The 21,119-nt window shown below is 62.4% G+C and carries 23 protein-coding genes and 2 pseudogenes; 12 read left to right on the top strand and 13 right to left on the bottom strand.

The window, feature by feature from the left end; all coding sequences use genetic code 11:
* Positions 1-59: 59 nt before the first annotated feature.
* Together SO140_RS02415 and SO140_RS02410 are read right to left on the bottom strand one after the other, a co-directional pair.
* Positions 60-1,292: an HlyD family secretion protein gene (locus tag SO140_RS02415; protein WP_449377311.1), complete on the bottom strand. Its 1,233-nt coding sequence runs from the start codon at positions 1,290-1,292 to the stop codon at positions 60-62.
* Positions 1,285-1,689, bottom strand: a complete 405-nt coding sequence (locus SO140_RS02410; RefSeq protein WP_449377418.1) for a hypothetical protein — start codon at positions 1,687-1,689, stop codon at positions 1,285-1,287. The genes SO140_RS02415 and SO140_RS02410 overlap by 8 nt, the downstream gene beginning before the upstream one ends.
* Positions 1,690-1,870: 181 nt before the next feature.
* On the opposite strand from SO140_RS02410, the gene SO140_RS02405 reads away from it, so the two are divergent.
* On the top strand, positions 1,871-2,326 hold the full coding sequence (locus SO140_RS02405; RefSeq protein ID WP_449377312.1) for a hypothetical protein: 456 nt from the start codon (positions 1,871-1,873) through the stop codon (positions 2,324-2,326).
* 44 nt (positions 2,327-2,370) lie between these two features.
* The gene (gene ppk2, locus SO140_RS02400; RefSeq protein ID WP_449377313.1) at positions 2,371-3,174 is read left to right on the top strand and encodes a polyphosphate kinase 2; all 804 of its coding nucleotides are present in this window, start codon (positions 2,371-2,373) and stop codon (positions 3,172-3,174) included.
* 42 nt (positions 3,175-3,216) lie between these two features.
* Here ppk2 and SO140_RS02395 read toward each other — a convergent pair whose 3' ends face one another.
* Complete coding sequence (locus tag SO140_RS02395) at positions 3,217-3,573, bottom strand: hypothetical protein (RefSeq protein WP_498542268.1); 357 nt, start codon at positions 3,571-3,573, stop codon at positions 3,217-3,219.
* A gap of 8 nt (positions 3,574-3,581) precedes the next feature.
* Here SO140_RS02395 and SO140_RS02390 point away from each other — a divergent pair, with 8 nt between their 5' ends.
* Positions 3,582-3,827 (top strand): hypothetical protein, encoded by a 246-nt coding sequence (locus SO140_RS02390; RefSeq protein WP_498542267.1) that lies wholly within the window; start codon positions 3,582-3,584, stop codon positions 3,825-3,827.
* A 75-nt stretch (positions 3,828-3,902) separates the two neighbouring features.
* Here SO140_RS02390 and SO140_RS02385 read toward each other — a convergent pair whose 3' ends face one another.
* From SO140_RS02385 to SO140_RS02370, 4 genes and pseudogenes are all read right to left on the bottom strand, one after another.
* Positions 3,903-4,337: a hypothetical protein gene (locus tag SO140_RS02385; RefSeq protein WP_449377419.1), complete on the bottom strand. Its 435-nt coding sequence runs from the start codon at positions 4,335-4,337 to the stop codon at positions 3,903-3,905.
* Between the two features lie 109 nt (positions 4,338-4,446).
* Positions 4,447-7,200: a decarboxylase gene (locus SO140_RS02380; protein WP_498542266.1), complete on the bottom strand. Its 2,754-nt coding sequence runs from the start codon at positions 7,198-7,200 to the stop codon at positions 4,447-4,449.
* Positions 7,201-7,373: 173 nt separating this feature from the next.
* A pseudogene (locus tag SO140_RS02375) lies at positions 7,374-9,082 on the bottom strand (SulP family inorganic anion transporter).
* Positions 9,079-9,195 (bottom strand): annotated as a pseudogene (locus SO140_RS02370) (DUF1275 domain-containing protein); the annotation flags it as partial. The pseudogenes SO140_RS02375 and SO140_RS02370, both read right to left, overlap by 4 nt.
* 91 nt (positions 9,196-9,286) lie before the next feature.
* On the opposite strand from SO140_RS02370, the gene SO140_RS02365 reads away from it, so the two are divergent.
* Genes SO140_RS02365 through SO140_RS02355 form a run of 3 tightly spaced genes read left to right on the top strand, consistent with a single transcriptional unit; the run spans position 9,287 to position 10,937 of the window.
* Positions 9,287-9,421 carry a hypothetical protein gene (locus SO140_RS02365; protein WP_498542265.1) on the top strand — a complete coding sequence of 45 codons (135 nt, stop codon included), beginning with the start codon at positions 9,287-9,289 and terminating at the stop codon, positions 9,419-9,421.
* Positions 9,422-9,440: 19 nt separating this feature from the next.
* Entirely contained in the window at positions 9,441-10,322 is an 882-nt protein-coding gene (locus SO140_RS02360; protein WP_498542264.1) for an alpha/beta hydrolase family protein, read from the top strand.
* Positions 10,323-10,352: 30 nt separating this feature from the next.
* Positions 10,353-10,937: an invasion associated locus B family protein gene (locus SO140_RS02355; protein ID WP_449377319.1), complete on the top strand. Its 585-nt coding sequence runs from the start codon at positions 10,353-10,355 to the stop codon at positions 10,935-10,937.
* Positions 10,938-11,082: 145 nt separating this feature from the next.
* Here SO140_RS02355 and SO140_RS02350 read toward each other — a convergent pair whose 3' ends face one another.
* Both SO140_RS02350 and SO140_RS02345 read right to left on the bottom strand, forming a co-directional pair.
* The gene (locus tag SO140_RS02350; RefSeq protein ID WP_449377320.1) at positions 11,083-11,457 is read right to left on the bottom strand and encodes a response regulator; all 375 of its coding nucleotides are present in this window, start codon (positions 11,455-11,457) and stop codon (positions 11,083-11,085) included.
* A gap of 135 nt (positions 11,458-11,592) precedes the next feature.
* Complete coding sequence (locus SO140_RS02345; RefSeq protein ID WP_449377321.1) at positions 11,593-12,225, bottom strand: response regulator transcription factor; 633 nt, start codon at positions 12,223-12,225, stop codon at positions 11,593-11,595.
* Between the two features lie 335 nt (positions 12,226-12,560).
* On the opposite strand from SO140_RS02345, the gene SO140_RS02340 reads away from it, so the two are divergent.
* Positions 12,561-13,244: a helix-turn-helix domain-containing protein gene (locus SO140_RS02340; protein WP_449377322.1), complete on the top strand. Its 684-nt coding sequence runs from the start codon at positions 12,561-12,563 to the stop codon at positions 13,242-13,244.
* Here the strand turns inward: SO140_RS02340 and SO140_RS02335 are convergent.
* Genes SO140_RS02335 through SO140_RS02320 form a run of 4 tightly spaced genes read right to left on the bottom strand, consistent with a single transcriptional unit; the run spans position 13,222 to position 17,484 of the window.
* Positions 13,222-13,680 (bottom strand): potassium channel family protein, encoded by a 459-nt coding sequence (locus SO140_RS02335; RefSeq protein ID WP_449377420.1) that lies wholly within the window; start codon positions 13,678-13,680, stop codon positions 13,222-13,224. The genes SO140_RS02340 and SO140_RS02335 overlap by 23 nt on opposite strands.
* Positions 13,681-13,735: 55 nt before the next feature.
* Positions 13,736-14,086, bottom strand: a complete 351-nt coding sequence (locus SO140_RS02330) for a phasin (RefSeq protein WP_474800197.1) — start codon at positions 14,084-14,086, stop codon at positions 13,736-13,738.
* An 18-nt stretch (positions 14,087-14,104) separates the two neighbouring features.
* Positions 14,105-14,968, bottom strand: coding sequence for an alpha/beta fold hydrolase (locus SO140_RS02325; RefSeq protein WP_449377324.1), 864 nt, complete (start codon positions 14,966-14,968; stop codon positions 14,105-14,107).
* An 8-nt stretch (positions 14,969-14,976) separates the two neighbouring features.
* Positions 14,977-17,484, bottom strand: a complete 2,508-nt coding sequence (locus tag SO140_RS02320) for an alpha/beta hydrolase (protein WP_498542263.1) — start codon at positions 17,482-17,484, stop codon at positions 14,977-14,979.
* Between the two features lie 132 nt (positions 17,485-17,616).
* Here SO140_RS02320 and SO140_RS02315 point away from each other — a divergent pair, with 132 nt between their 5' ends.
* The 5 genes from SO140_RS02315 (at position 17,617) to SO140_RS02295 (ending at position 21,005) form a co-directional block, all read left to right on the top strand.
* The gene (locus SO140_RS02315; RefSeq protein WP_498542262.1) at positions 17,617-18,543 is read left to right on the top strand and encodes an alpha/beta fold hydrolase; all 927 of its coding nucleotides are present in this window, start codon (positions 17,617-17,619) and stop codon (positions 18,541-18,543) included.
* Positions 18,540-19,154: a hypothetical protein gene (locus tag SO140_RS02310; RefSeq protein WP_449377327.1), complete on the top strand. Its 615-nt coding sequence runs from the start codon at positions 18,540-18,542 to the stop codon at positions 19,152-19,154. The genes SO140_RS02315 and SO140_RS02310 overlap by 4 nt, the downstream gene beginning before the upstream one ends.
* 78 nt (positions 19,155-19,232) lie before the next feature.
* Entirely contained in the window at positions 19,233-19,880 is a 648-nt protein-coding gene (locus SO140_RS02305; RefSeq protein WP_498542261.1) for a CoA transferase subunit A, read from the top strand.
* Between the two features lie 4 nt (positions 19,881-19,884).
* Positions 19,885-20,535, top strand: a complete 651-nt coding sequence (locus SO140_RS02300) for a 3-oxoacid CoA-transferase subunit B (protein WP_449377329.1) — start codon at positions 19,885-19,887, stop codon at positions 20,533-20,535.
* Positions 20,536-20,546: 11 nt separating this feature from the next.
* Positions 20,547-21,005 (top strand): MaoC family dehydratase, encoded by a 459-nt coding sequence (locus SO140_RS02295; protein WP_449377330.1) that lies wholly within the window; start codon positions 20,547-20,549, stop codon positions 21,003-21,005.
* Positions 21,006-21,119 lie beyond the last annotated feature (114 nt).

Genomic DNA, 21,119 nt, shown 5'->3' with positions numbered 1-21,119 from the left:
ATCTCATTCTAACGCAAAACGGCCCACGGCCAACGCTTTTGCCGGGGCCCTCCTCGGCGTCAGTGGCCGCTCAGCACGAGCGTCTTGATCGGCAGCAGGAGCGCCTGGATGCGAAGCAGCAGTGCGTGCACAAGACCGACACCGTCGACGACGTGGAGCGCGATCGCTCGCCCGGTGCTAGTGTCCTTTGCGGAAATCTCCTCGTGATTGCTGGTGTAGGCGTTGACGAGGCAGCTACTCCCCGGTGTCACGCCTTCGAGCCCGCCCTTGTAGAGTGGCTCCAAGAAGACGAGGATCGTGCCGGGCTTCGGGCCATTCTGTGCTTCGAGCAGTTGCTGCCCGCCCTGGAACTGTCCTGCCGCAATGTAGTCCTGCACTGTCGTCACCACCATCGGGATGATGACCCAGGGCCTCGATATGCAGGTCGCTTCCGCCACCATGCCTTCCTTCATCACGCCCGCCTCGATCTGGCCGAAGCCGGCCTGAAGCACCTTTCTGCCGGCGCCCTCCGGAATTAGCACGCCCGCCGGCCGCATCAACTGATTGACGACGTCGCCGACACGAAGCAGGAATTGCTCGACCCGGCCGTCGACGCCGGCGCGGACGATGGTCTTGTCGAGGTCGACCTGGGCCTGCTCGAGAGCGGCTTGAGCACTCGCCTTCTGGGCCGGCAGGAGCGTCGACACCTGCAAGGCGGCCGTTTCCCTCACGGCGGTCGCCGCATCGATCCCGGCCTGCCGTTGATCGACCAGCACCTGGAGCTTTTCGATGTCGCGTTGCGGCACGATACCGGGGTTGCGGCGCTGCAATTCGGATTTGGTGTCGAGTTCGTCCTTGGCTTGCTGATAATTGGCCTTGGCTTCCTGGATCTGGGCTTCGGCCTTGACGACATCCGACTGCGCCGAGGTCATTGCCGCATCGACCTCGGCGACCTTCCGCCGGGCGGTCTCGTAGGCGGCCTGTTGCTTGGAGCTGTCCAGCGTGAACAGCACGTCGCCCTTCTTCACCTCCTGGCTGAAGCCGACCTTGACCTCCGCAACCCGCCCCGATCCTTCGGGCAGGATCGGCACGGTGCGGAAATAAAGCGTCGCCGAGTCGGTCGCCGGATGGAAATAGAAGATCATGGTGATCAGCGACACCGTGAGCATCAGACAACCGGTGATGCCCCATCGCAGCTCATACCAGATGGAGAAGAACGTGATCTCCTTGCCGAAGCGCTTGCCCTGGACATAACGGCGATAGAGGTAGTCCGGCACGATGGTCAGGAGCGAGCAGAACATGAGCTCAAACATGGCTGGGCTCCTTCTGCCTGACGGGGCTCGGCTCATCCGCCGGTAGTGGGCTCGCCGAGCCGGCCTCTCCCGGCGTCGCATCGGCAATCTTTTCGACGGAGTCGGCGATGCTGCGCAGCGGCGTGCCGAAATCGGGAATGTCGATCAACGCAAGCAACAGGCCCGCGACCCAGAAGATATGCATATGGGTAAAGAGCGAGATCAGGCCGAGCACCGCGACGAATTCGAATTGCAGTTTCTGTGATTTATGCGCCATCCGCTCGGGCAGGCTGTGCAGCTTCCAATAGAGCGTGCCGACCCAGAGCACGGTGCCAATCAGGAATATTCCCATCACCACCATCAGCGGGTCGACCCCGCTTCCAGGCGCGAGATAGAACGGTAGATGGTGCGGAGCCATCGGATGAAGCTGGTCGTTCAATGGTCTCTCCCCAATCTGGAGCGGAGTTGCGCATTGCGTTGCGGCCAGTCTGACTACCCCGGTGTGGATTTTGCTTGATTTGAATCAAGGGAAGCCTCGCCGCCGGGCCTAGCTTACCTCGAACGCTGAACTGCCAACACCCAATCAGGAGCCGTCAGCCATGCCCGGCCTCGATGATCTCATCCCCAATGCCACGCAGATCCGGAAAGAAGCAGCGCTCAAAGAGGCTCAGAAGGCCGAGGAATATGCCCGTCTCGCCGCCGCCGCCGAGGCCGAGAAGCACGCCCTGATCGACCGGCTGAGCAAGCCGTCCGGCAAGACCGAAGAGGAGAAGATCAAGCTCGCCTCGACCATCATCCAGCGTGCAGTGCGAAACGGCCTGACCGAGGTCCAGGTCTATCGCTTCCCCAACACGCTGTGCACCGACAAGGGCCGCGCCATCAACCAGCGGGAAAAGGGCTGGGAGAACACACTGACCGGAATCCCCAAGGAAATCTTCCAGCTCTGGACCGACCACCTGAAGCCGCGCGGCTATCGCATCGCCTACCAGATCATCGATTTTCCCGGCGGCGTTCCGGGCGATATCGGCGTCACCATCTCCTGGGGAGACGATTGACGGCCATTCGGCCGCGTCGGAGCTGAAACAGCGAAAGGACAGGCATGGCCAAGGATGATGAGTCCGACACACGAATGAAGCGCAAGGAGTACGAGAAGGAGCTCGAAAAGCTCCAGGTCGATCTTTGCCATCTCCAGGATTATGTGAGGGAGAAGAAGCTGCGGGTGATCGTCCTGTTCGAAGGTCGGGATGCCGCCGGCAAAGGCGGCACCATCAAGGCGATCACCGAGAAGGTCAGTCCGCGCGTGTTTCGCGTCGTTGCCCTTCCGGCGCCGTCGGATCGCGAAAAGACCCAGATGTTCTTCCAGCGCTATATGGAGCAGTTTCCCGCCGGCGGCGAGATCGTGATCTTCGACCGGAGCTGGTACAACCGCGCCGGCGTCGAATACGTGATGGGCTTCTGTACGCCCGCCGAGCACGATCGCTTTCTCGCCCTCTGCCCCCAGATGGAAAAATACGTCATCGAGGGCGGCATCATCCTCGTCAAGATCTGGCTCGAGGTCGGGATGGACGAGCAGGAGCGTCGATTCAGGGCCCGCATCGACGATCCGGTGCGGCAGTGGAAGCTGAGCCCGATGGATGTGGAATCCTACCGGCGCTGGTATGACTACTCGCGGGCGCGCGACTTGATGCTCAGGAAGACCAGCACGAAGCACGCGCCCTGGCACATCATCCGCTCCGACGATAAGCGGCGGGCGCGGCTGAACTGCATCGCGCACCTGCTCAAGGCGATCCCCTACAAGCGCGTCAAGAAAGACAAGATCAGGCTGCCGCCGCGCTCGGACAAGGGCCGTTACAACGACCAGGCCAGCCTGCGCGGGCTGAAATTCGTCGAGGAGCGTTATTGAGCGGATCAGGCCGCGTGGTGGCGGCCTGATGCGACCTTTGCCTCAATAATTATAAGGATACTGCTGCGGGCAGACCCAACTGCCGTAGGAGTCCTGATAGCAGCCGTTGTTGTAGTAGTTGTTGTTGTAATAGCCATACGCACCGTACGCACCGGCCGCTGCGGCTCCAAGAGCGGCGGCGCCATAAGCGGGTCCACGCCAGCCATAGCCATAGCCCGGACGATAGCCGGGATAACCGGCGATCGGACGCCCCGGATAACCCGGCCGGCCTGCGATCGGACGGCCCGGACGACCGGCTATCGGATGACTCGGACGCACGCCTCCGGCGACGCGATAGCCGCCACCGCCAACGCGACCGGCATGAACGGCACCGCCGCGGTACCCACCGCCTGCCCGCATACCACCACGTGGAAGCCACCACCGCCGCCGCGGAAGCCACCACCACCACCGCCGCCCCGGCGAGCGAAGGCATCATCCGGAATGAGGCAGGTCGTGAGAAGAACGAGCGCCGCAAGAGCAGCGAGAAGATAACGAAGCATGGCGTGTCCTCCATTGATTGGGGTGCCGTCGTTCGCTCTTCGATGATGCCACGCGACATGCGATCAGCACCCGACGTTACCGTCGGCCGCCGATCGCGTCAGAACTTGACCTAGATCAACGGAACCGAAGCATTTGAACAAAACGCAGTGTTCCGTCAGACCGCGCGGGCGCGGCCCGATCACCAGGACCTATTTCAGTTTGATCGTGACGCCGCCGACCGCGGCCGACAATTCGGCACCGACCTTCGGCCCGCTGAGTTGCAGGATCACGCCGTTCGCGTTTTGCAGCTGAACGGCACCGGCGCCCGCGGCAACCGCGCCACCCGCTCCACCCACCGCGTACGATCCTTCGATCGACGCGGGTCCCTTAAGATTGAGAGCTCGTCCGACAAATTTTGTCGTCGAGGCGCCAATTGTGAAGCCGACGCTCATGCCGGACACTGTGAACGGATAGTCCTTGCCCCGGAGTCTGAGCACACCATCGCCGCCGCCGACCCCGACGATCAGCCCGCCTTTGGTGAAGACGACTGCGACCTGGCCGGTCTCGGCCCGTGATGGCGTGCTGAAACCGGCAACGCCTGCGAGCAAGGCGACCAGAGCGGCGCGGATGGCAAGCTTTCTCATGACTTTGGTTTCCCCTTTGGTTTCTACGTCGAACTGTTGAGCCAGAATTATCGCGAAGTAGCCGAACACGGTAAGCAGGACGCCCGAGACGGCACGTCCCCTACCTATCTCAAGAGGCAGCCTTCAGCTTCGGCTGAGCACCGGGCTTTGGCCTGCCGATCTTCGCCAAGGCCTCCGTGCGTACGAGCTTCAGTCCCTCCTTGGCGTCGTAGCCGTGGATTTCCTTCACATCGAGCTTGCGCATGAAGTCGATGGTCTCCTGCGTGATGACCTGCCCCGGCACCATGATCGGGAAGCCCGGCGGATACGGGATCACGAAGTTCGCCGAGACGAGCTCGGGTCCGGCTTTCAGCCGTCGGTCGATCTCGGGATCGTTGAGACGGATGTGTTCGCAACCCGCCGCGTCGTAAGCGGCATAGAAGCCGCCGCGGATATCGCCCTCGTTGGTCTTGGCGCCGGCATCGCCGCGGAAGCTCGGGTGGAAATGCGAGAAGTTCGGCAGGTCGGGCACATCCTTCATCAGGCTATTGACCCGCGCCTCGAACGTCTTTTTCGCGTTGGCCCCGCCCTGAGCCAGGCCGCGATCGACCTCACCCGCGATCTCGGCCAGGACCCGGACGAGATGCGCGACGTCGCTGCGCGTGTTGTTGATGTTGGACTGGAGCAGGACCGAGTTCCGGGAGGTCTTGTTGACCTGAATGTTGTACTCGTTCGCCAGAATGCCCTTGAACTGCGTGCCGTCGTAACCGGCCGTACCGCACACCAGCGTCATGCGGGTCGGATCGAGGCAGAACTCGTCGTCGTCCAGGCTCTTCAGGGTGTTCGCCCAGTTCACGCCGGGTGCGAGATAATCGGTAAAGCCGCTCTGGCGATATTGCGACGGCACCATGGCGTCCGCACCGAGGATGCGGAAATACTTTGAGATCAGCGGGTTGTTGTTGACCGCCTGGCGGATCGCGAGCGCGATTTCCATGGCGTTGGCGACCAGACCATATCCCTCGAGCTCCATCTGCCGCCGCGAGACGTCGAGGCTCGCGATGAGCTGCTGGTTTGGACTGGTCGAGGCATGGGTAAACACGGCCTCCTTGAACTGTTGCTCGACCGTATGGAATTCGACGTCCTTGACCGAGAGCATGGAGCCTTGGCGGATCGCAGACATCGACTTGTGGGTCGAATTGGTCTGGTAGACGCGCAATCGGATCTGGCGCGGATCGGGAATGAGCCGGGTCTTGAGCAGCACCTCGTCCGACGGGTTCTTGCCGAGCTCGGCCTGCTGCTTCTCATAGGCTGCGACCGACTTCGGGTCGTGCATCCAGGCTTCGATCTCGTTGGCCGCGCCCATCGCGGTACGCCGCCGCAGGAACGGCGAGAACCGTGCAAAGCCAAACCAGGCCTCGTCCCAGAGGAAGATCAGGTCCGGCTTGATCGCAAGGCATTCTTCCATCACCCTGCGGGTGCTGTAGATGTGGCCATCGAAGGTGCAGTTGGTGAGGTCGAGCAGCTTGACGCGGTCGAGCCGGCCGTCGGCCTTCGCACCGAGCAGCGCCTGCTTGATCGTTTTCAACGGCACCGCGCCATACATCGAATATTCCGTCATCGGGAAGGCTTCGACATAGAGCGGCTGAGCGCCGGCCAGCACCATGCCGTAGTGGTGCGACTTGTGACAGTTGCGATCGACGATCGCGATGTCGCCGGGCGCGAGCAGCGCCTGCACCGCCATCTTGTTGGACGTCGAGGTGCCGTTGGTCACGAAGAACACGCGATCGGCGCCGAGCGCGCGCGCCGCCTTGTCCTGCGCTTTCTTGATGGTGCCGGTCGGCTCCAGGAGGCTGTCGAGGCCGCCGGTGGTCGCGCTGCTCTCGGCCAGGAACAGGTTCGGCCCGTAGAACTCGCCCATGTCTCGGATCCAGTCCGACTTGAAGACGGATTTGCCGCGGGCGATCGGCAGCGCGTGGAAGGTGCCGATCGGACGCTGTGCGTATTTCTTGAGATTGTCGAAGAACGGCGTGTCGTAGCGATCCTGAATGCCTTCGAGGATCGACAGATGCAGCTCGAGCAGTTCCTCGATGGAGTAGAAGATGCGGCGGACCACGTTGGTTTCGGGGTTACCGGCCATTTCCTCAACGTCGCGGTTGGACATCAGATAGATGTCGAGCTCGGGCCGCACCCGCTTGATGATATGGGCGAGCCGGAGAGCATCCGCGTCGGATTCATCGTTGAGACCGGCCGCGGCCGTGATGGAGCGGAGGATCGGCGCATTGTGGCGTGAGCGCAGGCCAAAACCCTCGTTGATGACGACGGCCGCGATATTGGGGTTGAGCATGGTCGCGCAGAACGCATCTTCCAGGCTGCCGACGATGACCGGCTCATAGACGAAGGAATCGACCGGGCGACGCAGCTTGCGCCATTCGGCGGCCAGCGCAGGCCATTGGCCGGACGACAGACCGGTGACGATCAAGGTCTCGAAATAAGGCCGCCGGGCCGCATGCGAGCCGAAGGTCGGCGGCAGCAGATCGGGCGCCTCGCCATTGCCTTCGTCCTTGAGATTCCAGTCGCCGGCGTGCTGGCGGAATGACCGCGTGGTCAGCGCCTGCGTGATCCGCGTCGCAAGGGCCAGTGATGTTGCCGCATCGCCCGCTGAAGCGGCCTCTCGCAATGCCGCCATCAACTGCAGGCCGGGATAGCCGTGAAACTCCTCAGTCACCGACAGATCGGCCAGCGCCGCATCGTATTTCGCGCGATCACCGCCGCGGGCCCATGCCTTCGCGGCCTCCACCAGATCCCGCCAGTCGTCTGCCCGCCCTCCGGGCCCGGAAAAGAACTGATCGATGCGCTTTTGCGCGGACTTCGTGTCCTTGGACATGGTTGTCTCCCGATCCCTGAGGCAGGTGATGCGGGATCGTGAGTGCAGCGCGGCGGGGTCCATTGATCCAAGTCAACGGTCGCGCACGACGCAATGAAGCCGTTGAGCCCATGAGCGACCTTCCTTCGCAATGCAACACCGCGCCGGCGAACGATGACGAGCCAGTCCGGAGATCAGGGCGTTCTTTGGCCAGTGTCAGGCTGTCCCTCACCGAGAACGCTGTCGAGCGAGCGCAACCATTGGCCGCTGTCGGTCTTCTCCGCCAGCCCTTCGGCCCGCAGCAGGTCGCGCAGCTGCGCATGCGCGCCGACGATGCAGAAGGTGACCCGACGCGTTGCGAGCTCGTCGTAGAGATCGTGCAACATGCGCGCACCGGCGAGGTCGATATAGGGCGATGCCGAGAGATCGCATGCGACCAGTCGGATGTCCGCCGACCTCTTGAGCGCGATCAGGACCGTATCGAGGATCGTCTCGGCATTGATGTAAAGCAGCGAAGCTTCGGGCCGGAACGCGATGACGCCAACGAGGGGCTCGACACCCTGGTGTCTTGCGCTGTCGGAGTAACGACCACTGCCGGGCAACCGGCCGAGGAATGCCACGTTCGGCTGCGAGGCGCGCGCCAGCAGCAGGAAGATCGAGGCAATCAAGCCAGCAGGACGCCTTGCAGGATGCCGAGCAGTAGCACGGACACGAGCGCAATCGCCGCGGCGTAGAAGTCGATCCGGCTGACCTGCCACATTCGCAGCAGCGCTCGAACGTCCACCAGCTTGTAGACGGCGGCAAACACGATGGCCGCGAGCACGGCCTTGGGCAGGTTGGTCAACAGCCCCGTGAAGAACAGCAGACACAGGCCAAGCGTCACCGAGCAGATGACCAGCGCCAGCGGCGTCCGCGCGCCCGCGTTGTCATTCACGGCGGATTGCGACAGGCCGCCGGCGACGGGATAGGCGTGGCCGAAAGATGCGGCAAAGTTCGCCGCCCCCAGCCCCAGAAACTCCTGCCGCACGTCGAGGGGATAACCGTGCTTGGCGGCAAAGCTGCGCGCCGCAGAGACACCTTCGATGTAGGCCAGCAGCACGCATCCTGCCGCGAGCGGAAAGAGATCGTCGAATTCCAGAAGACCAAATGTCGGCAACCCAATCGCAGGCAGCCCCTCGGGAATCTTGCCGGTCACGGGGACGCCATGGGACGCAAAGCCGAGGAGCGTCGCTACCGCGATCGACAACGCCACGATGGTGATACCGACCGGCCGTCCCGGCAGAAAGCGTTCGCCAAGCAGGAGAAGCACGAGCGCGACCGCGCCAATCGCCAGGATCAGGAGATTGATCTCGCCAAGCTGGCTGGCGAGTTTGAAGACGCGATCGAAGAAGTTGTGACCGCCGCCGGGGACGCCGAACAGGCTCGGCAACTGGCTCATGATGATGGTGAGCCCGGCGCCGGCCTTGAAGCCGACCAGGATGCTGTCGCTGACCAGGCGAACGAGAACGCTGAGCCTGAACAGCCAGGCGATGAAGCACAACACCGCCACCGCGAAGGCTGCGAGGCTTGCAATCTGCGCGTATCGCACGACGTCGCCGCCGGCGAGTGTGCCCACGGTGCCGGCGATCATCAGCGAGATCGCCGAGGTCGGGCCGACCGCGAGCTGCCGCGAGGAGCCGAGCAACGCATAGCCAATGCCGCCGAGCAGATAGCCGTAGACGCCGACCTGCGGCGCCAGGCCAGCCAGTGCGGCATAGGCCAGCGAGACCGGAATGGCGTACGCGGCGAGCGTGACGCCAGCGATTGCGTCCGGCCGCAGCCAGGCCGCTTGATAATTGGCGAGCCATCGCACCGGAGGGAAGAACCTGAGCCAATCGTCAGGCTGTCCGAAGGGCCCCGTCACGGCCGCCCTCCACCACGATGAACCTCGCAGCGCAACAGCACGATCAAGAGAGCGATCACCGGAATGCCAAGCGCAAGTTGCGGGATTTGTTTGTTCGCAAAGGCGCCGACGGCCGGGATTGATCTGGATCAAGCATTTCGCCGCTTTTGGGGACTGACTTGCCGCAAACGCGCCCCGGGGAAATGCGATCATGGATACCGCCAGATGGATCATCTCCGCCGCTCCGGAATCTTTCTGCCGTTGGCGGTCGCGCTCCGGACCGTTCTCGGTCGGATCAAGATTTGTGGATTTGCCGTTCTTGGCCCGATCATCATCGTCGCCTGCACGTTCATGGGCTGAAGGAATGGAGAGCTGAGCCATGCGTCAGCAAACCCTGCGAAACCTAACGGCCCTGCTGTTGCTTGTGTGCGTCGGTCTGTTCGCGCCAGCGCACGTCGTGGCGGCTGAGGATCGCTCCATTCAAGAGGAGGTCTGGGCGCTGCCGCTGCCGCTTCCGATGTTCGCGTACGTGGTGCGCCCGGTGGGAGACGGCCCCTTTCCTCTCGTGATCATGAACCACGGCGTGTCACTCAACCCGACCGACCGCAGCTTCTTCCCGCTCGTGGAGTTCCGCGACGCCGCCAAGTGGTTCGCCAGGCGCGGCAACTTCGTGGTGGCCCCTGTCGGCACCGGATATGGCGCCACCGCCGTCGATATTCCCGAACGCGGCGGGCCGTTCTTCTCAAAGGTCGGAAAATGCACCCATCCAAACTTCCGTGATCCCGGGCTCGCAGTCGCCCAAGTCGACCTCTGGATCATTGACTACCTGGCCGCCGAAAAGCGCATCGTGCCGAAGGACGTCATCGTCGTCGGACAATCGGCCGGCGGCTGGGCGTCAATCGCGCTCTCAAGCTTCAATCCCCCGCAAGTGAAGGCCATTATCGTCCTTGCGGGAGGGCGTGGCGGCCGTGTCGGCGGCTTGCCGAACCACAATTGTGCGTCCGACAAGCTCGTCGCGCAGACCGGCGAATTCGGCCGCACCTCGCGGGTGCCGATGCTGTGGATCTATATCCAGAACGACGCGTATTTCGGTCCGGTCCTGACGAAGCGCATGCACGAGGCCTTCACTGCCGCCGGCGGCAACGCCGAATACCACCTGATGCCGCCATTCGGCAACGAAGGACACTTCTTCATCGGCTCGCCCGACGCGGTACCGATCTGGTCGCCGCTGGTGACGAAGTTTCTCGACGCACAAAATTGACCGGAATAGCCAGAGACTTGGAGGCGAACCATGGTCCACGCTCGTTATTGTCTCGCGGGAGTTCTGATCGTCGCTATCGCCGGCGTCCCTACTACTCCTGACGCCGCCACGCGCAAGAATGCGCAAAACGAAAAACCAGCGGAAGTCGCAACGCGCGGCCAGCGCGAGGCCAAGGATATCACCTACGGAGATTGGCAAAAGCTCTGCTTCAAGGCAGGCGGCGCGCCGACGCTGTGCCGGACCTCGATCACCGGCAAGTTTCCGACCGGGCAAATGGCAATGCGGGTGGACCTGATCGAGCGCGAAGGCGACCGGGCAGCGCGGCTGCAATTGTTCGTGCCCGTCGGCATGTACCTGCAACACCCTGCCAAGCTGACCGTCGACCAGGGCACTCCCTACCAGGTGCCCTATAGCTGGTGCCTCGCGAACGCCTGCATCGCAGCCGATGTTGCGGATCCAAAGATCGTCAAGGAGATGGAAGCAGGAAAGACGCTGGTTCTCGAGGTTGTTGATTCCAACCTTCTGGCGCTCACGACATCAATGCCGCTCGCACAATTCGCTTCCGTTCACAAGGGCCCGCCCACGAAGACGCTGGAGCAGGACATCGAGGAATGAACCGGCGCGAAACCGCCTCTGGAGCACGATCCGGAAACGTATGCAGCGGTATTCCCTTGCGGCAAACTCGGAACGCGTTTGCGCGGAAATCCTGCTCAAGCAATAACCTAAAGCGCGATGACGGTTCATCCCAATCCCATCGCGCTTAGATCCTGTTTTCGCGGGCGCGTTCGATCAGATCGACCAGTGATTTCGCGGTAAAGGGCTTGGTCAGGTAAGCCACGCATCCCGATGCGACCGCGGCCGATCGATTCCGCTCGCAGTCATTTCCGGTGATATAGATCACGGGGGCCGAGATGCCCTTGTCTGCGATCCGCCGACGCAGGTCGATGCCGGATTGATCGGTCAGATCAATGTCGATGATGATGCACATGGCGCTCTCGAACTCGGCATGATCGAGCAGCGCGGCCGCGGAGTCGAACAGCAGCGTCGTAAAGCCGTGCTCGCGCAGAAGCCGTTTTATGCTGATGCGCACCGACACATCGTCGTCGACGACGAACACGGATCTGCGGGTCGGCACGAGGGGCAGCCTTCTGTTGAACGAGGATCTAACAAACCAGGTAGAGCTACACCCTCCATAGAACACGTCGTCATTCACATTTCATATTGTCCCTGGGTATAGGTATGCGGCACGACCCCGACGAACGGGTCCGGACTAGCCGCTTTGCTCGTTTTTGGGATCAAGCATGCCAAGGCGCTCCGCGATCGACACCAGTTCCGCGAGTGAATGAACCTGCATCTTTTCCATCACCTGGTGGCGATGCGCCTTTACGGTGCGCTCGGTGGTTCCGAGCTCGTGAGCAACCTGCTTGTTGATCTTGCCGCGCACGATCAGATCGAACACCTGCCGCTCGCGCGGGGTCAGTGCGGCCACCAGCGCCTTGAGCGAGTCGAGCTTGCTGCGCTGGCTGCGCGCGGCTTCGTGCCGGACCAAGGCGCGCTCGATCGCGTCGATCAACTGCTCCGACGAGACCGGCTTGGTCAGAAAATCCTCGGCGCCTGCCTTGATGGCCCGCACGGTCGTTGCCGTGTCGGCGTGCCCGGTGAGGAAGACGATCGGCAGCGTCGAACCGAGCTCGATGAGACGGCGTTGCAACTCCGGACCGCTCAGTCCCGGTATCTGCACGTCTAGCAGAATGCATCCCAGCCTGTCGGGATCAGGTAATCGATCGAGCAACTCCTGCGCCGCTGCGTACGTCGCAACATCGTAGCCGGCAAGCTTCAGCCGGCGTTCGATCGCCGTCCGAAACGAAGCGTCGTCGTCGACCACGTGCACCAGCCCTGGCAAGTTCACCTCTTAGCCGCGACGACCATTGGAGTTTCCGCCGCACTGAAACGCAGAATCAATCGGCGATCGAGTAGCCCATATGGATGATAGCGGGCATAGCGGACAATTCGTAAGTAGTAGTACCAAGAGCATCAAAATGCATTTTACAAAGACCGCTTTTTCTCACTCCGCGCAAGATATTGCAGCGCCTGTCCTTTGGTACAATGGCCCTCGAGACAATGGCTGGAAATGCCGCCTTCGTCGTAAAGCAACCCAAGCGGGAGTGGGGTAGCGCGGCACATTCCTCGCCATGAATAGCCTGAGACCAATTCAGCAATGGATTGAGGAGTTGGCCCATGTTCGTACGCATCATCAGCGATCCCCTGCCCCGTCCCAATTCGCTGCACGATCTTGGAATGAGCAGTGACTCAAATCCGATCGTGAGTTTAAGCGAATTTACCTACAAGAAGGGCAATGAGATCTACGGCGAGAAGGAGCCTGCCGAGTACATCTATCAGGTCAAGACCGGCGCGGTGCGAAGCTACAAGCTGCTGTCTGACGGACGCCGTCAGATCGGCGCGTTTCACCTCGCCGGCGATATCTTCGGGCTCGAGAACGGCCGCACGCATCGCTTCACTGCAGAAGCTGTCGTCGATACCACCGTGCGCCTCATCAGGCGGCAGAGCCTGGAGACCGTGGCCGAAAGTGACGCCGTGGTGGCCAAGAACCTGCTCCGCATGACCACGACCAATTTGCAGCACGCGGAAGATCACATGCTGCTGCTCGGCCGCAAGACATCGCTGGAACGGGTCGCGGCCTTTCTGATCGAGATGGATACGCGGCTAACTGCCGCAGGCGTCCTGGCGCTGCCGATGTCGCGGCGCGACATCGCCGACTATCTCGGCCTCACCCTTGAGACGGTCTCGCGGGCGATATCGCACCTGCATGAGCTCGGCATCCTCGGCTTCGTCGGCAACACCCAGCGTCAAATCGTGCTCTTGGACCGCCGACAGCTCGCTAGTCTCGATCTCCAGAACTGAAATCTTTGGCGCTGACGGCCGCAAGGTGCCCCAGCGTCTTGCGTAGCACCTCGAACAGCACCGCAGTCGACCAGCCGAAGAGCAGGATGCCATTCATCGCGGTCATCGGACCGACCAGCCGCCAGTCCGGCACCGGCGTGATATCGCCGTAGCCGAGCGTGGTATAGTTGACGAAGGCGAAATAGAGCAGATCGCTTCCGGCGGGCGCTGCACCGACCACTCGATATGCAAGCGCCCATACGAGAATTTCGAGCGTGTGAGCCACCATCAGGGCAGCCGCAGTCGCCACCATCACGGCCATCAGATGCACTCGCGGCCACGCAGCGTCACGTAACCCCGCCGCACGCGCAATGCCGATGGCGCCGACGGTCACCAGCGCGTGAATCATGATGTTGGCGAGGCTGATGACGGTGCCGACCAAGAATTGAAGCGCCATCATCCTGTCTCGTTTCGCCAAGTGGCGGAGCCGTTCTCCTCGAAGGAGATTTCGTCTATGATGCCTTCGGCGTGAACATGCCGCTAGCCGCCTTCATCGCGGACTCGCCCATGTTTCTGGCCTGATCGGTCAACGAGCGCATCTGGTCCTGGAAGAACTCGGACTGGATCCTGAGCGCTTCCTGCATGTCTTTGGCCTGGACGAGCTTGTCACCGAGATCGAAGGTCGCGGAGACGTTGCGCTGCATATGGCTGCAGAACTCCTTGGCTTGATTCGCGATCGGCAGCGGTGAGGAGCTCAGGCCTTTCTCCAGCAGATCAAAATATTCAGTGTTGGCCTTGCGCAGGCGGCCAAGCGCTTCGCTCATCATCGTACGCATATTCTCGGTCGATGGGATTTCCGCCATGATGTTGCTCCTCAAGGGTTACGCTGCAAGCCCGCCGAACCAAGCCCCAAAATAGCCAGCATACAGAGCTGGCAGTTCAAGATTCATCGAATGCCCAATGCGGGGCACCACCACCAGCCGGCAGTCCGGCATCGCCTCGGCCATGGCGCGCAAGTCAGAAGGCGGAATCCAGCCGTCCCATTCGCCCCACAGCACCAGGTGCGGGTGCCGGATCTCCGCCATGCGGCGCTCCAGCTCCCGGCTCTCTTTTTCCCGCGTGAGGTTGACGGGCGTCCCGATCCAGATGCCTTCAGAGACGCCAAAGGTCTGCTCGATGATGCGGTCGAACAGCGCCGGGATATCACCCAGCCCATCACGGAATCGAGGAACTTCGCCCGGCGCCATGCTCTCCGGCACGAACAGCGAGGAAGCCGCTGTCGCCATCACGGTTCGTGTCAGCTCCCTGCTGGCCATCATCGCACGGAAAAGCCCGATCTGATCGGCATTGAAGGCCATGCCGAGCGGCGTCACCGGATCGAGCGCGAACACGCGGCCGAAGCGCTGCGGCTGCATCAAGAGCATCCGGGCGGCAATGATGCCGCCGGTCGAATGCGTGGCGAGATGGCAATAGCTGACGCCCAGCGCATCGAGCGCCGCGAGCATATCCTGCGCATGCTGCTGCATCGAGTAGTTCGCATAGTCGGCCTTGGGCTTCGGCCGGTCGCTGTCACCGCAGCCGCGCCAATCGATGCCGATCACGCGGAGGCCTGAGGGAAACATCGGCGCGGCGAGCTCGATCCAGTCCTTGCTGGCGAGATTGCCGTGGATAAAGACGACGGTGACGTCGCCTCCTCCCCACTCTCGCCAGCTCAACTGAACCTCGCCCGCCTGCACCCTTGGCATGAGCAGCCCTATTTGTTCAGGCCGGCCGTCGGCGCAGCACCCGCCGGGGTCGGCGCCACCGGCAAGGCCGATACCACGGCCCCCTTGATCATGCGGTCGATACCCTGCGGCGACGACGTGTCGACGCTGCCCTTGGTCACGAAGTCCACGACGTCAACCGAGAACTCGACGGGATTGTCCGTGTGGATGAAATGTCCGGTTTCCGGATAGATCTTCAGGATCGGCCGGTTGCCGGCATTCGTCATCCGCGTCATGAACGGCGAGATGACGTCGCGCCCCAGATCCGTCAGCCCGTTGAACGCGGGCGTCGGGATGAAGGGCTCCTTGTCGCCGAACGCGAGGAAGATCGGCGCCTTGATCTGGGTGAGCCGCTCGTAGAGATTCTTCGGGTCATCCTGCTGCAGCTCAGAGCCGATAGTGTAGATGTCGTAGATGAAGACGTTGCACCATTGCTCGAGCTCCTTCGGATTTCCCTTGGTCAGCCCGACGCGCTGCTCAGTATGGAAGCGGGCGTATTCGCTGTCGTTGAAGAAGTAGCCGCTCTTGGCCGCCGACACAGCGCCGGTGTTCGGATCACGCTTCTTGAAGTAGAAGAAGTCGCGGATGTTCTGCTCATCGCGTGCCATCTCCGCGGCCAGAATGCCGGTCTGGTCCCAGGTCGCCTTCCACTTGTCGAAATCATGGTCGAAGGCCTGGTCGAACAGGCGGGCCTTCTTGTCCTTGGCGATGGTGATGTCGCGCGGATATTCCTCGAGGCCGGACGGCGCTTCCAGCGCAAGGCCCTGCACCGCGTCGGGCCAGGTCAGGGCGTAGCCCATCACGAACTGCCCGCCGAGCGAATGGCCGTGATAGTAGGCCTTCTTGACGCCGAGTTGATTGACGACGAGGTCGTAGATGACCTCGCGCATGTCTTGCATGGTGCGGGCCGGGCTCTTGTCGAGATTGCCGGGCCCCGACATGCCGTAATGTGGCAGGTCGGGCACGATCACGCGCAAGCCGCTGCGCAGGGCGTATTGCATGATATTGCCGTAGTGCCCGCCGAACGCACCCTTGCCATGGATGATGACGAGCACCTTCGGATCCTTGGCCGTGCCGGCATATTCATCCATGTAGCCGATCTGCCAGGCATTGCCGCTCTTGTCCTTGGCGTTGGCGAACTTGACCGGATATGGATAGGTCACGAAATCCTTCCAGAAGGATTTTTTGGGATCGATGTTCTCGGCGACGCCCGGCACGCGATAGTTCTTGTCGACGAACTGTTGCGCGCGGTCGAGGCTTGCGACGTCGTCCATGAACGCGACGAACTTGGGATCGTTCTTGCGGTTGTTGATGAGTGGGAAGACGCCATAGTGGGCAACCGGGCTTTCCTCGGCGATGAGGTCCGCACCGGGCACACGATCGACGGCCTGCTGCGCGAGCTTGAAGTTCAACCAGAGGTCATTGGTGATGTGCATCACCAGCGTGCGCGCCTGGATACGGCCGAGATAGGCATTGATGTTGTGCGTTTCGCCGACCCGGTTGCGCCAAACGAGATCCACGGCATCGTAGAGTTTGGCACGGTTGGTGACGCTCAACCCAGCCTTCTCATTTGGCGGATCCCAGTAGAAGATCTCGGGCTGGACTGCGGTGAAATTCTGGGTCGTGCGATAACCAAAGTCATACCCGGTCATTCCGAGGATGGACCAGCCGAACGCCACGCCCGGTACCGGATGCTTTTCCTTGGGCAGCTTGTAGTAATCGCCGTTCGTGGCCTGCCATACGGGGTCGGACTCGATCGCGGCCGTCATCATCTGGAACGTCCAGTTGCCGACGGGATCGCCCGCGTCTGACTGCGTGGTACCGCCGATCGGCATCAGCGCGCCGATGAACTCCGGATGCATCACGCCCCAGACATAGGTCTGCGTGCCGCCCATGGAGACGCCGGTCACCAGTGCCACGCGCGCGACCTTCAGATGATCGCGCAGCAGGCGGTAATTCGCCTGCACCATGTCGAAGTAGCTGTATTGCGGGAATTTCACGCCTAACCCGTCGGACGGCTTGCTGTCGCCCCAGGTGCCGAGCGGATCGACCATGATGACGAAATAGCGATCGGTGTCGATTGGCCGCCCCGGCCCGATGATGGGCACGCCGCCTGACAAAGCAGCGCCCTTGACCCACTGCTCGAACATGTCGGTGGAGTCGCCGGAATAGTAGGAGTTGATGACCACGGCGTTCGTGATCTCGTCATTGGCATTGCGCCGGGCCTTGCCGATCGCGATGTAGGAGGCGCGCAGCTTGCCGGCACCGAGCGATTCCAGCGTCACGCCGCTCTCGCCACCATTCTCCCATTTCGAAGGATCGGACAGATCGTACTTGCCGCCGAGGCGGAAGTTGGCGATCTCGTACGTCTTCTTCAGCCCATCATGCTGCATCTGCGACGAACGGCGGGTGAAGGGTTGCGCGACAGCGAGCGCCGTGCCGACCAGCAACACGATCAGGCTCACGAAGCAACGTTTGAGCATGTCTCTCCCGGTCATGGCAGATTCCTCCTGGCGGTGTTTTGCGAAAACGCTAGTGATGTCACCCGGAAGAGCTTTGATTTAGCTCAATGGAATCCCCGACCGGAGATTGAAGATCGCAGCGATCAGACACTGCAGCCGGTCGTCGCAATGCCCTTCCTCAATCACGGCTCATATCGGATACGCTATGAGCTCGAAGGGCCGCCCGATGCCCCCGCCTATGTTCTGGTTAACGGGCTCACGCAATATGCCGAGCTCTGGGCTGCCTATCGCGAAGCGCTTGTCGCCCGGCATTTCCGCGTGGCGACCTTCGATCTGCTCGGCCAGGGCGGTTCAGACAAGCCGGCCCTGTTCATCAACCAGGACGACCAGGTTACCGCGCTTCATCGCCTGATCGGCGAGCTCGGCGATGGACCGATCTTCCTCAGTGGCATCAGCTTTGGCGGACTCATTGCACTGCGCTACGCGATTGAGCACGGCGAGCGACTGTCCGGCCTGGTGCCGATGAGCTGCTTTGCGGAGCTCTCCCCACAGCTGCTCCTGATCGGCAACGCCTTGCGCACCGGCCTGATCCTGGGCGGCACCGGCTATCTCCAGGACCTGTTGCTGCCGATGAACCTGTCCGACCAGTGGCTGAAGCCGCTCCTGGACAAGCTCGACAGCGTCAAGCGACAGGGCTGGCTCGTCAACGACCTCTACGCGCTCCAGAACCTGATGGAGTCCTTTCTCGACTTTCGGCCGTTGACGCCGCAGCTTTCGTCGATCACGCTCCCGACCATGATCCTGAACGGCGAATTCGACTTCCTGACGCCCCGTGCGCTGCACGAGACCCTGCGGCTCGAAATCCCCAACAGCTCGCTGGTGATCATCCCGAAGGCTTATCACGCCTTCACGCTCGAAAAGGGGGCACTGACGGCCGACCTGCTCGCGCGCTTCGCCAAGGACGTGCTCGCCGGACGCTGGCGGGGCAACAAGGCGGTCTGGGTCGCGCCGGAACAGCCCGGCGGCGAACTCACGCCGTTTCCCGAAGGCTATGATCATCTCCGCGCGATCCCCGTCCAGAGAGGCGCGACATGAGCGACTTCTTTGGACCGCTCGATTCTGAGGGCCGCGTGCCGCCCCACCAGCAAACGCGTGTCGCCGCATTCCTTATCTCCGCCCACGGCGCACTGGCGCGACAGTCCGCGTTCACCTTGCCCACAAAGCTCGAGTCCGCTTGGCAGACCGAGCTGAACACGCAGCTCTTCCGCGAGACCGAGATCGTCTCGCTTCTGATGCGCGCGACGAGTTGGGCGCCTGACCCTGGCCTGGGCTATATGACCGTGGCCTGGGAAAGCGCCTGGTTTCCGGCGCCCGTCTACGAGATTTCGGACTGGCCGCTGGCAGTGGCAGCCGGTCTTGCGACGCTCGCCCACGCTGTTCACGCGGCCATCCGGCCGGCAGCACTGTTGCCGGCCGAAGCAAATCCCGAGGATCCATTCGCAATGGCGCTGCGCCGCATCGAGTTCGAAAGCGGCCGTCTGCTGCAGGCACAAATCCTGTCGCTGAAGGGGCCCGACCTTGTGCCTCATCGCGAGGCCGTCAACTCCGCCCTCGAACGGCGTCACACCGAGGTGCGCAAGCTCTGGCGCGACATGCTGCAAAGCGTCGGCATCGCCATGGCCGATTCAAATGACGATAAGCCTTGATGCAAATCAAAGCACCGCGGTGACAGCTGGCAAACATCCGCTCGCTGCTGTTCTCAGCGTCTGATCGGAGTTGCCGCCATGAAGGCCGTTTCTGTCGAAGAAGCCGTTGCGATGATCCCGGCAGGCGCAAGCGTCATGGTCGGTGGATTCATGGGTGTCGGGACACCGGAGCGCCTGCTCGATGAGGTCGTCCGGCAGCAGAAGACCGGCCTGACGCTGATCAGCAATGACGCGGCCATTCCCGGCAAGGGCGTCGGCAAGCTGTTCGATGCGACGCTGGTCTCGCGGCTGACCGCGACCCATATCGGCCTCAATCCGAAGGCGCAGCAGCAAATGCTCGCTAACCAGATCGCGGTCGATCTCGTTCCGCAGGGCACATTCGTCGAGCGCATTCGCGCGGGCGGATGTGGCCTTGGCGGCGTTCTGACCCCGACCGGCGTCCGCACGCTGGTCGCCGAAGGCAAGCGACAGATCGAAGTCGACGGCAAGCCGTTCCTGCTCGAGACTGCGCTGCGGGCGCAGTTCGCGCTGGTGCATGCCTTTCTCGCCGACTATCTCGGCAACCTCTCCTACGCCCTCACCTCCCGCAACTTCAATCCCGTCATGGCGATGGCCGCCGACACCGTCATCGTCACGGCCGACAACATCGTGCCGGTCGGCGTCATCGCGCCCGACCACGTCGTGACGCCGGCGCCGCTCGTCGATTTCCTCATTACCAACGGGTGAGATCATGGATGCACAGACCATCATCGCCCGGCGCGTCGCCAAGGAACTGAAGAGCGGCAACCTCGTCAACCTCGGCATCGGCATTCCGACGCTGGTCGCGAACTATGTCCCGCCCGATCTGAAGGTGTTCTTTCAATCGGAGAACGGCCTCATCGGCACCGGCCCGATCCCGGAGCAAGGCATGGCCCATCCGACGCTGACGGACGCCGGTGGGCGCCCGATCAGCGCCCTGCCCGGCGCCTGCACATTCGACAGCGCGATGTCGTTCGGGCTGATCCGCGGCGGCCATGTCGACGTCACCGTGCTCGGCGGCCTCCAGGTCGACGCACACGGTCACCTCGCCAACTGGATGATCCCCGGCAAGATGGTGCCGGGAATGGGCGGGGCGATGGATCTCGTCAGCGGCGCCAAGCGCGTTATCGTTGCGATGCAGCACGCGGCCAAGGGCAAGTCGAAGATCGTCGCAAAGTGCACGCTGCCGCTGACGTCGGCGCGGCCGGTGAGCCTGGTGGTCACCGACATGGCCGTGATCGCCTTTCCCGACGGTAGGGCGACGCTCCTGGAAACCGCGCCAGGTATCAGCGTCGGCGAGGTGATGGCCGTGACGGACGCCGAGCTCACCGTTCCCGATACCGTACCGGAAATGAAAATCTGACGGGCAAGACCATGCGGATATTCAGCGATTTCGCAGAGATCAAATCCGCTGTGGGCACCGAGATCGGCGCCAGCGACTGGATCGAGATCAGCCAGGACCGCATCAACCAGTTCGCCGAGGCGACCTGCGACGAGCAGTGGATCCATGTCGACCAGGTGCGCGCGAGCAAGGAGATGCCGGGGGGCAAGACCATCGCGCACGGGCTGTTGTCGCTTGCACTCGCTCCGCTCTTCATCCGTTCCGTGATCGGCCTGAAGGGCCTGCGCAACACGCTCAACTACGGCGCGGACCGCATACGCTACCTGGCTCCGGTCCCGGCCGGTTCGAAGCTGCGCGGCCGCGTCACGGTCGCCGAGGCCGAGGACGTGCCGCCCGATGGCCTGCGCGTGAACTATCACCTCGTGATCGAGATCGAAGGCGGCAAGAAACCCGCCTGCGTCGCCGAGCTGATCGCCCTGCACTACCGCTGAATACAAAAACTGAAAAACAACCCCATGCAAAGTAGATTCAGAGGCGGCACGACAAACTGCTGAATAACCGAAATTGCTTGACACGTCGGGCAAATCACCGGCATGGTGCCATGA

It is taken from the genome of Bradyrhizobium sp. UFLA05-108 (genome assembly GCF_059803455.1).
The sequence above is the reverse complement of the archived record's forward strand: the minus strand, read 5'-3'. Positions and strand labels throughout refer to the sequence as shown.

Bases quoted from the DNA above. Each gene is read 5' to 3' on its own strand.
- SO140_RS02415 (WP_449377311.1), bottom strand. From the start codon at position 1,292: ATGTTTGAGCTCATGTTCTGCTCGCTCCTGACCATCGTGCCGGACTAC.
- SO140_RS02410 (WP_449377418.1), bottom strand. From the start codon at position 1,689: ATGGCTCCGCACCATCTACCGTTCTATCTCGCGCCTGGAAGCGGGGTC.
- SO140_RS02405 (WP_449377312.1), top strand. From the start codon at position 1,871: ATGCCCGGCCTCGATGATCTCATCCCCAATGCCACGCAGATCCGGAAA.
- ppk2 (WP_449377313.1), top strand. From the start codon at position 2,371: ATGGCCAAGGATGATGAGTCCGACACACGAATGAAGCGCAAGGAGTAC.
- SO140_RS02395 (WP_498542268.1), bottom strand. From the start codon at position 3,573: ATGCGGGCAGGCGGTGGGTACCGCGGCGGTGCCGTTCATGCCGGTCGC.
- SO140_RS02385 (WP_449377419.1), bottom strand. From the start codon at position 4,337: ATGAGAAAGCTTGCCATCCGCGCCGCTCTGGTCGCCTTGCTCGCAGGC.
- SO140_RS02380 (WP_498542266.1), bottom strand. From the start codon at position 7,200: ATGTCCAAGGACACGAAGTCCGCGCAAAAGCGCATCGATCAGTTCTTT.
- SO140_RS02365 (WP_498542265.1), top strand. From the start codon at position 9,287: ATGGATCATCTCCGCCGCTCCGGAATCTTTCTGCCGTTGGCGGTCGCG.
- SO140_RS02360 (WP_498542264.1), top strand. From the start codon at position 9,441: ATGCGTCAGCAAACCCTGCGAAACCTAACGGCCCTGCTGTTGCTTGTG.
- SO140_RS02355 (WP_449377319.1), top strand. From the start codon at position 10,353: ATGGTCCACGCTCGTTATTGTCTCGCGGGAGTTCTGATCGTCGCTATC.
- SO140_RS02340 (WP_449377322.1), top strand. From the start codon at position 12,561: ATGTTCGTACGCATCATCAGCGATCCCCTGCCCCGTCCCAATTCGCTG.
- SO140_RS02335 (WP_449377420.1), bottom strand. From the start codon at position 13,680: ATGGCGCTTCAATTCTTGGTCGGCACCGTCATCAGCCTCGCCAACATC.
- SO140_RS02330 (WP_474800197.1), bottom strand. From the start codon at position 14,086: ATGGCGGAAATCCCATCGACCGAGAATATGCGTACGATGATGAGCGAA.
- SO140_RS02325 (WP_449377324.1), bottom strand. From the start codon at position 14,968: ATGCCAAGGGTGCAGGCGGGCGAGGTTCAGTTGAGCTGGCGAGAGTGG.
- SO140_RS02320 (WP_498542263.1), bottom strand. From the start codon at position 17,484: ATGACCGGGAGAGACATGCTCAAACGTTGCTTCGTGAGCCTGATCGTG.
- SO140_RS02315 (WP_498542262.1), top strand. From the start codon at position 17,617: ATGCCCTTCCTCAATCACGGCTCATATCGGATACGCTATGAGCTCGAA.
- SO140_RS02310 (WP_449377327.1), top strand. From the start codon at position 18,540: ATGAGCGACTTCTTTGGACCGCTCGATTCTGAGGGCCGCGTGCCGCCC.
- SO140_RS02305 (WP_498542261.1), top strand. From the start codon at position 19,233: ATGAAGGCCGTTTCTGTCGAAGAAGCCGTTGCGATGATCCCGGCAGGC.
- SO140_RS02300 (WP_449377329.1), top strand. From the start codon at position 19,885: ATGGATGCACAGACCATCATCGCCCGGCGCGTCGCCAAGGAACTGAAG.
- SO140_RS02295 (WP_449377330.1), top strand. From the start codon at position 20,547: ATGCGGATATTCAGCGATTTCGCAGAGATCAAATCCGCTGTGGGCACC.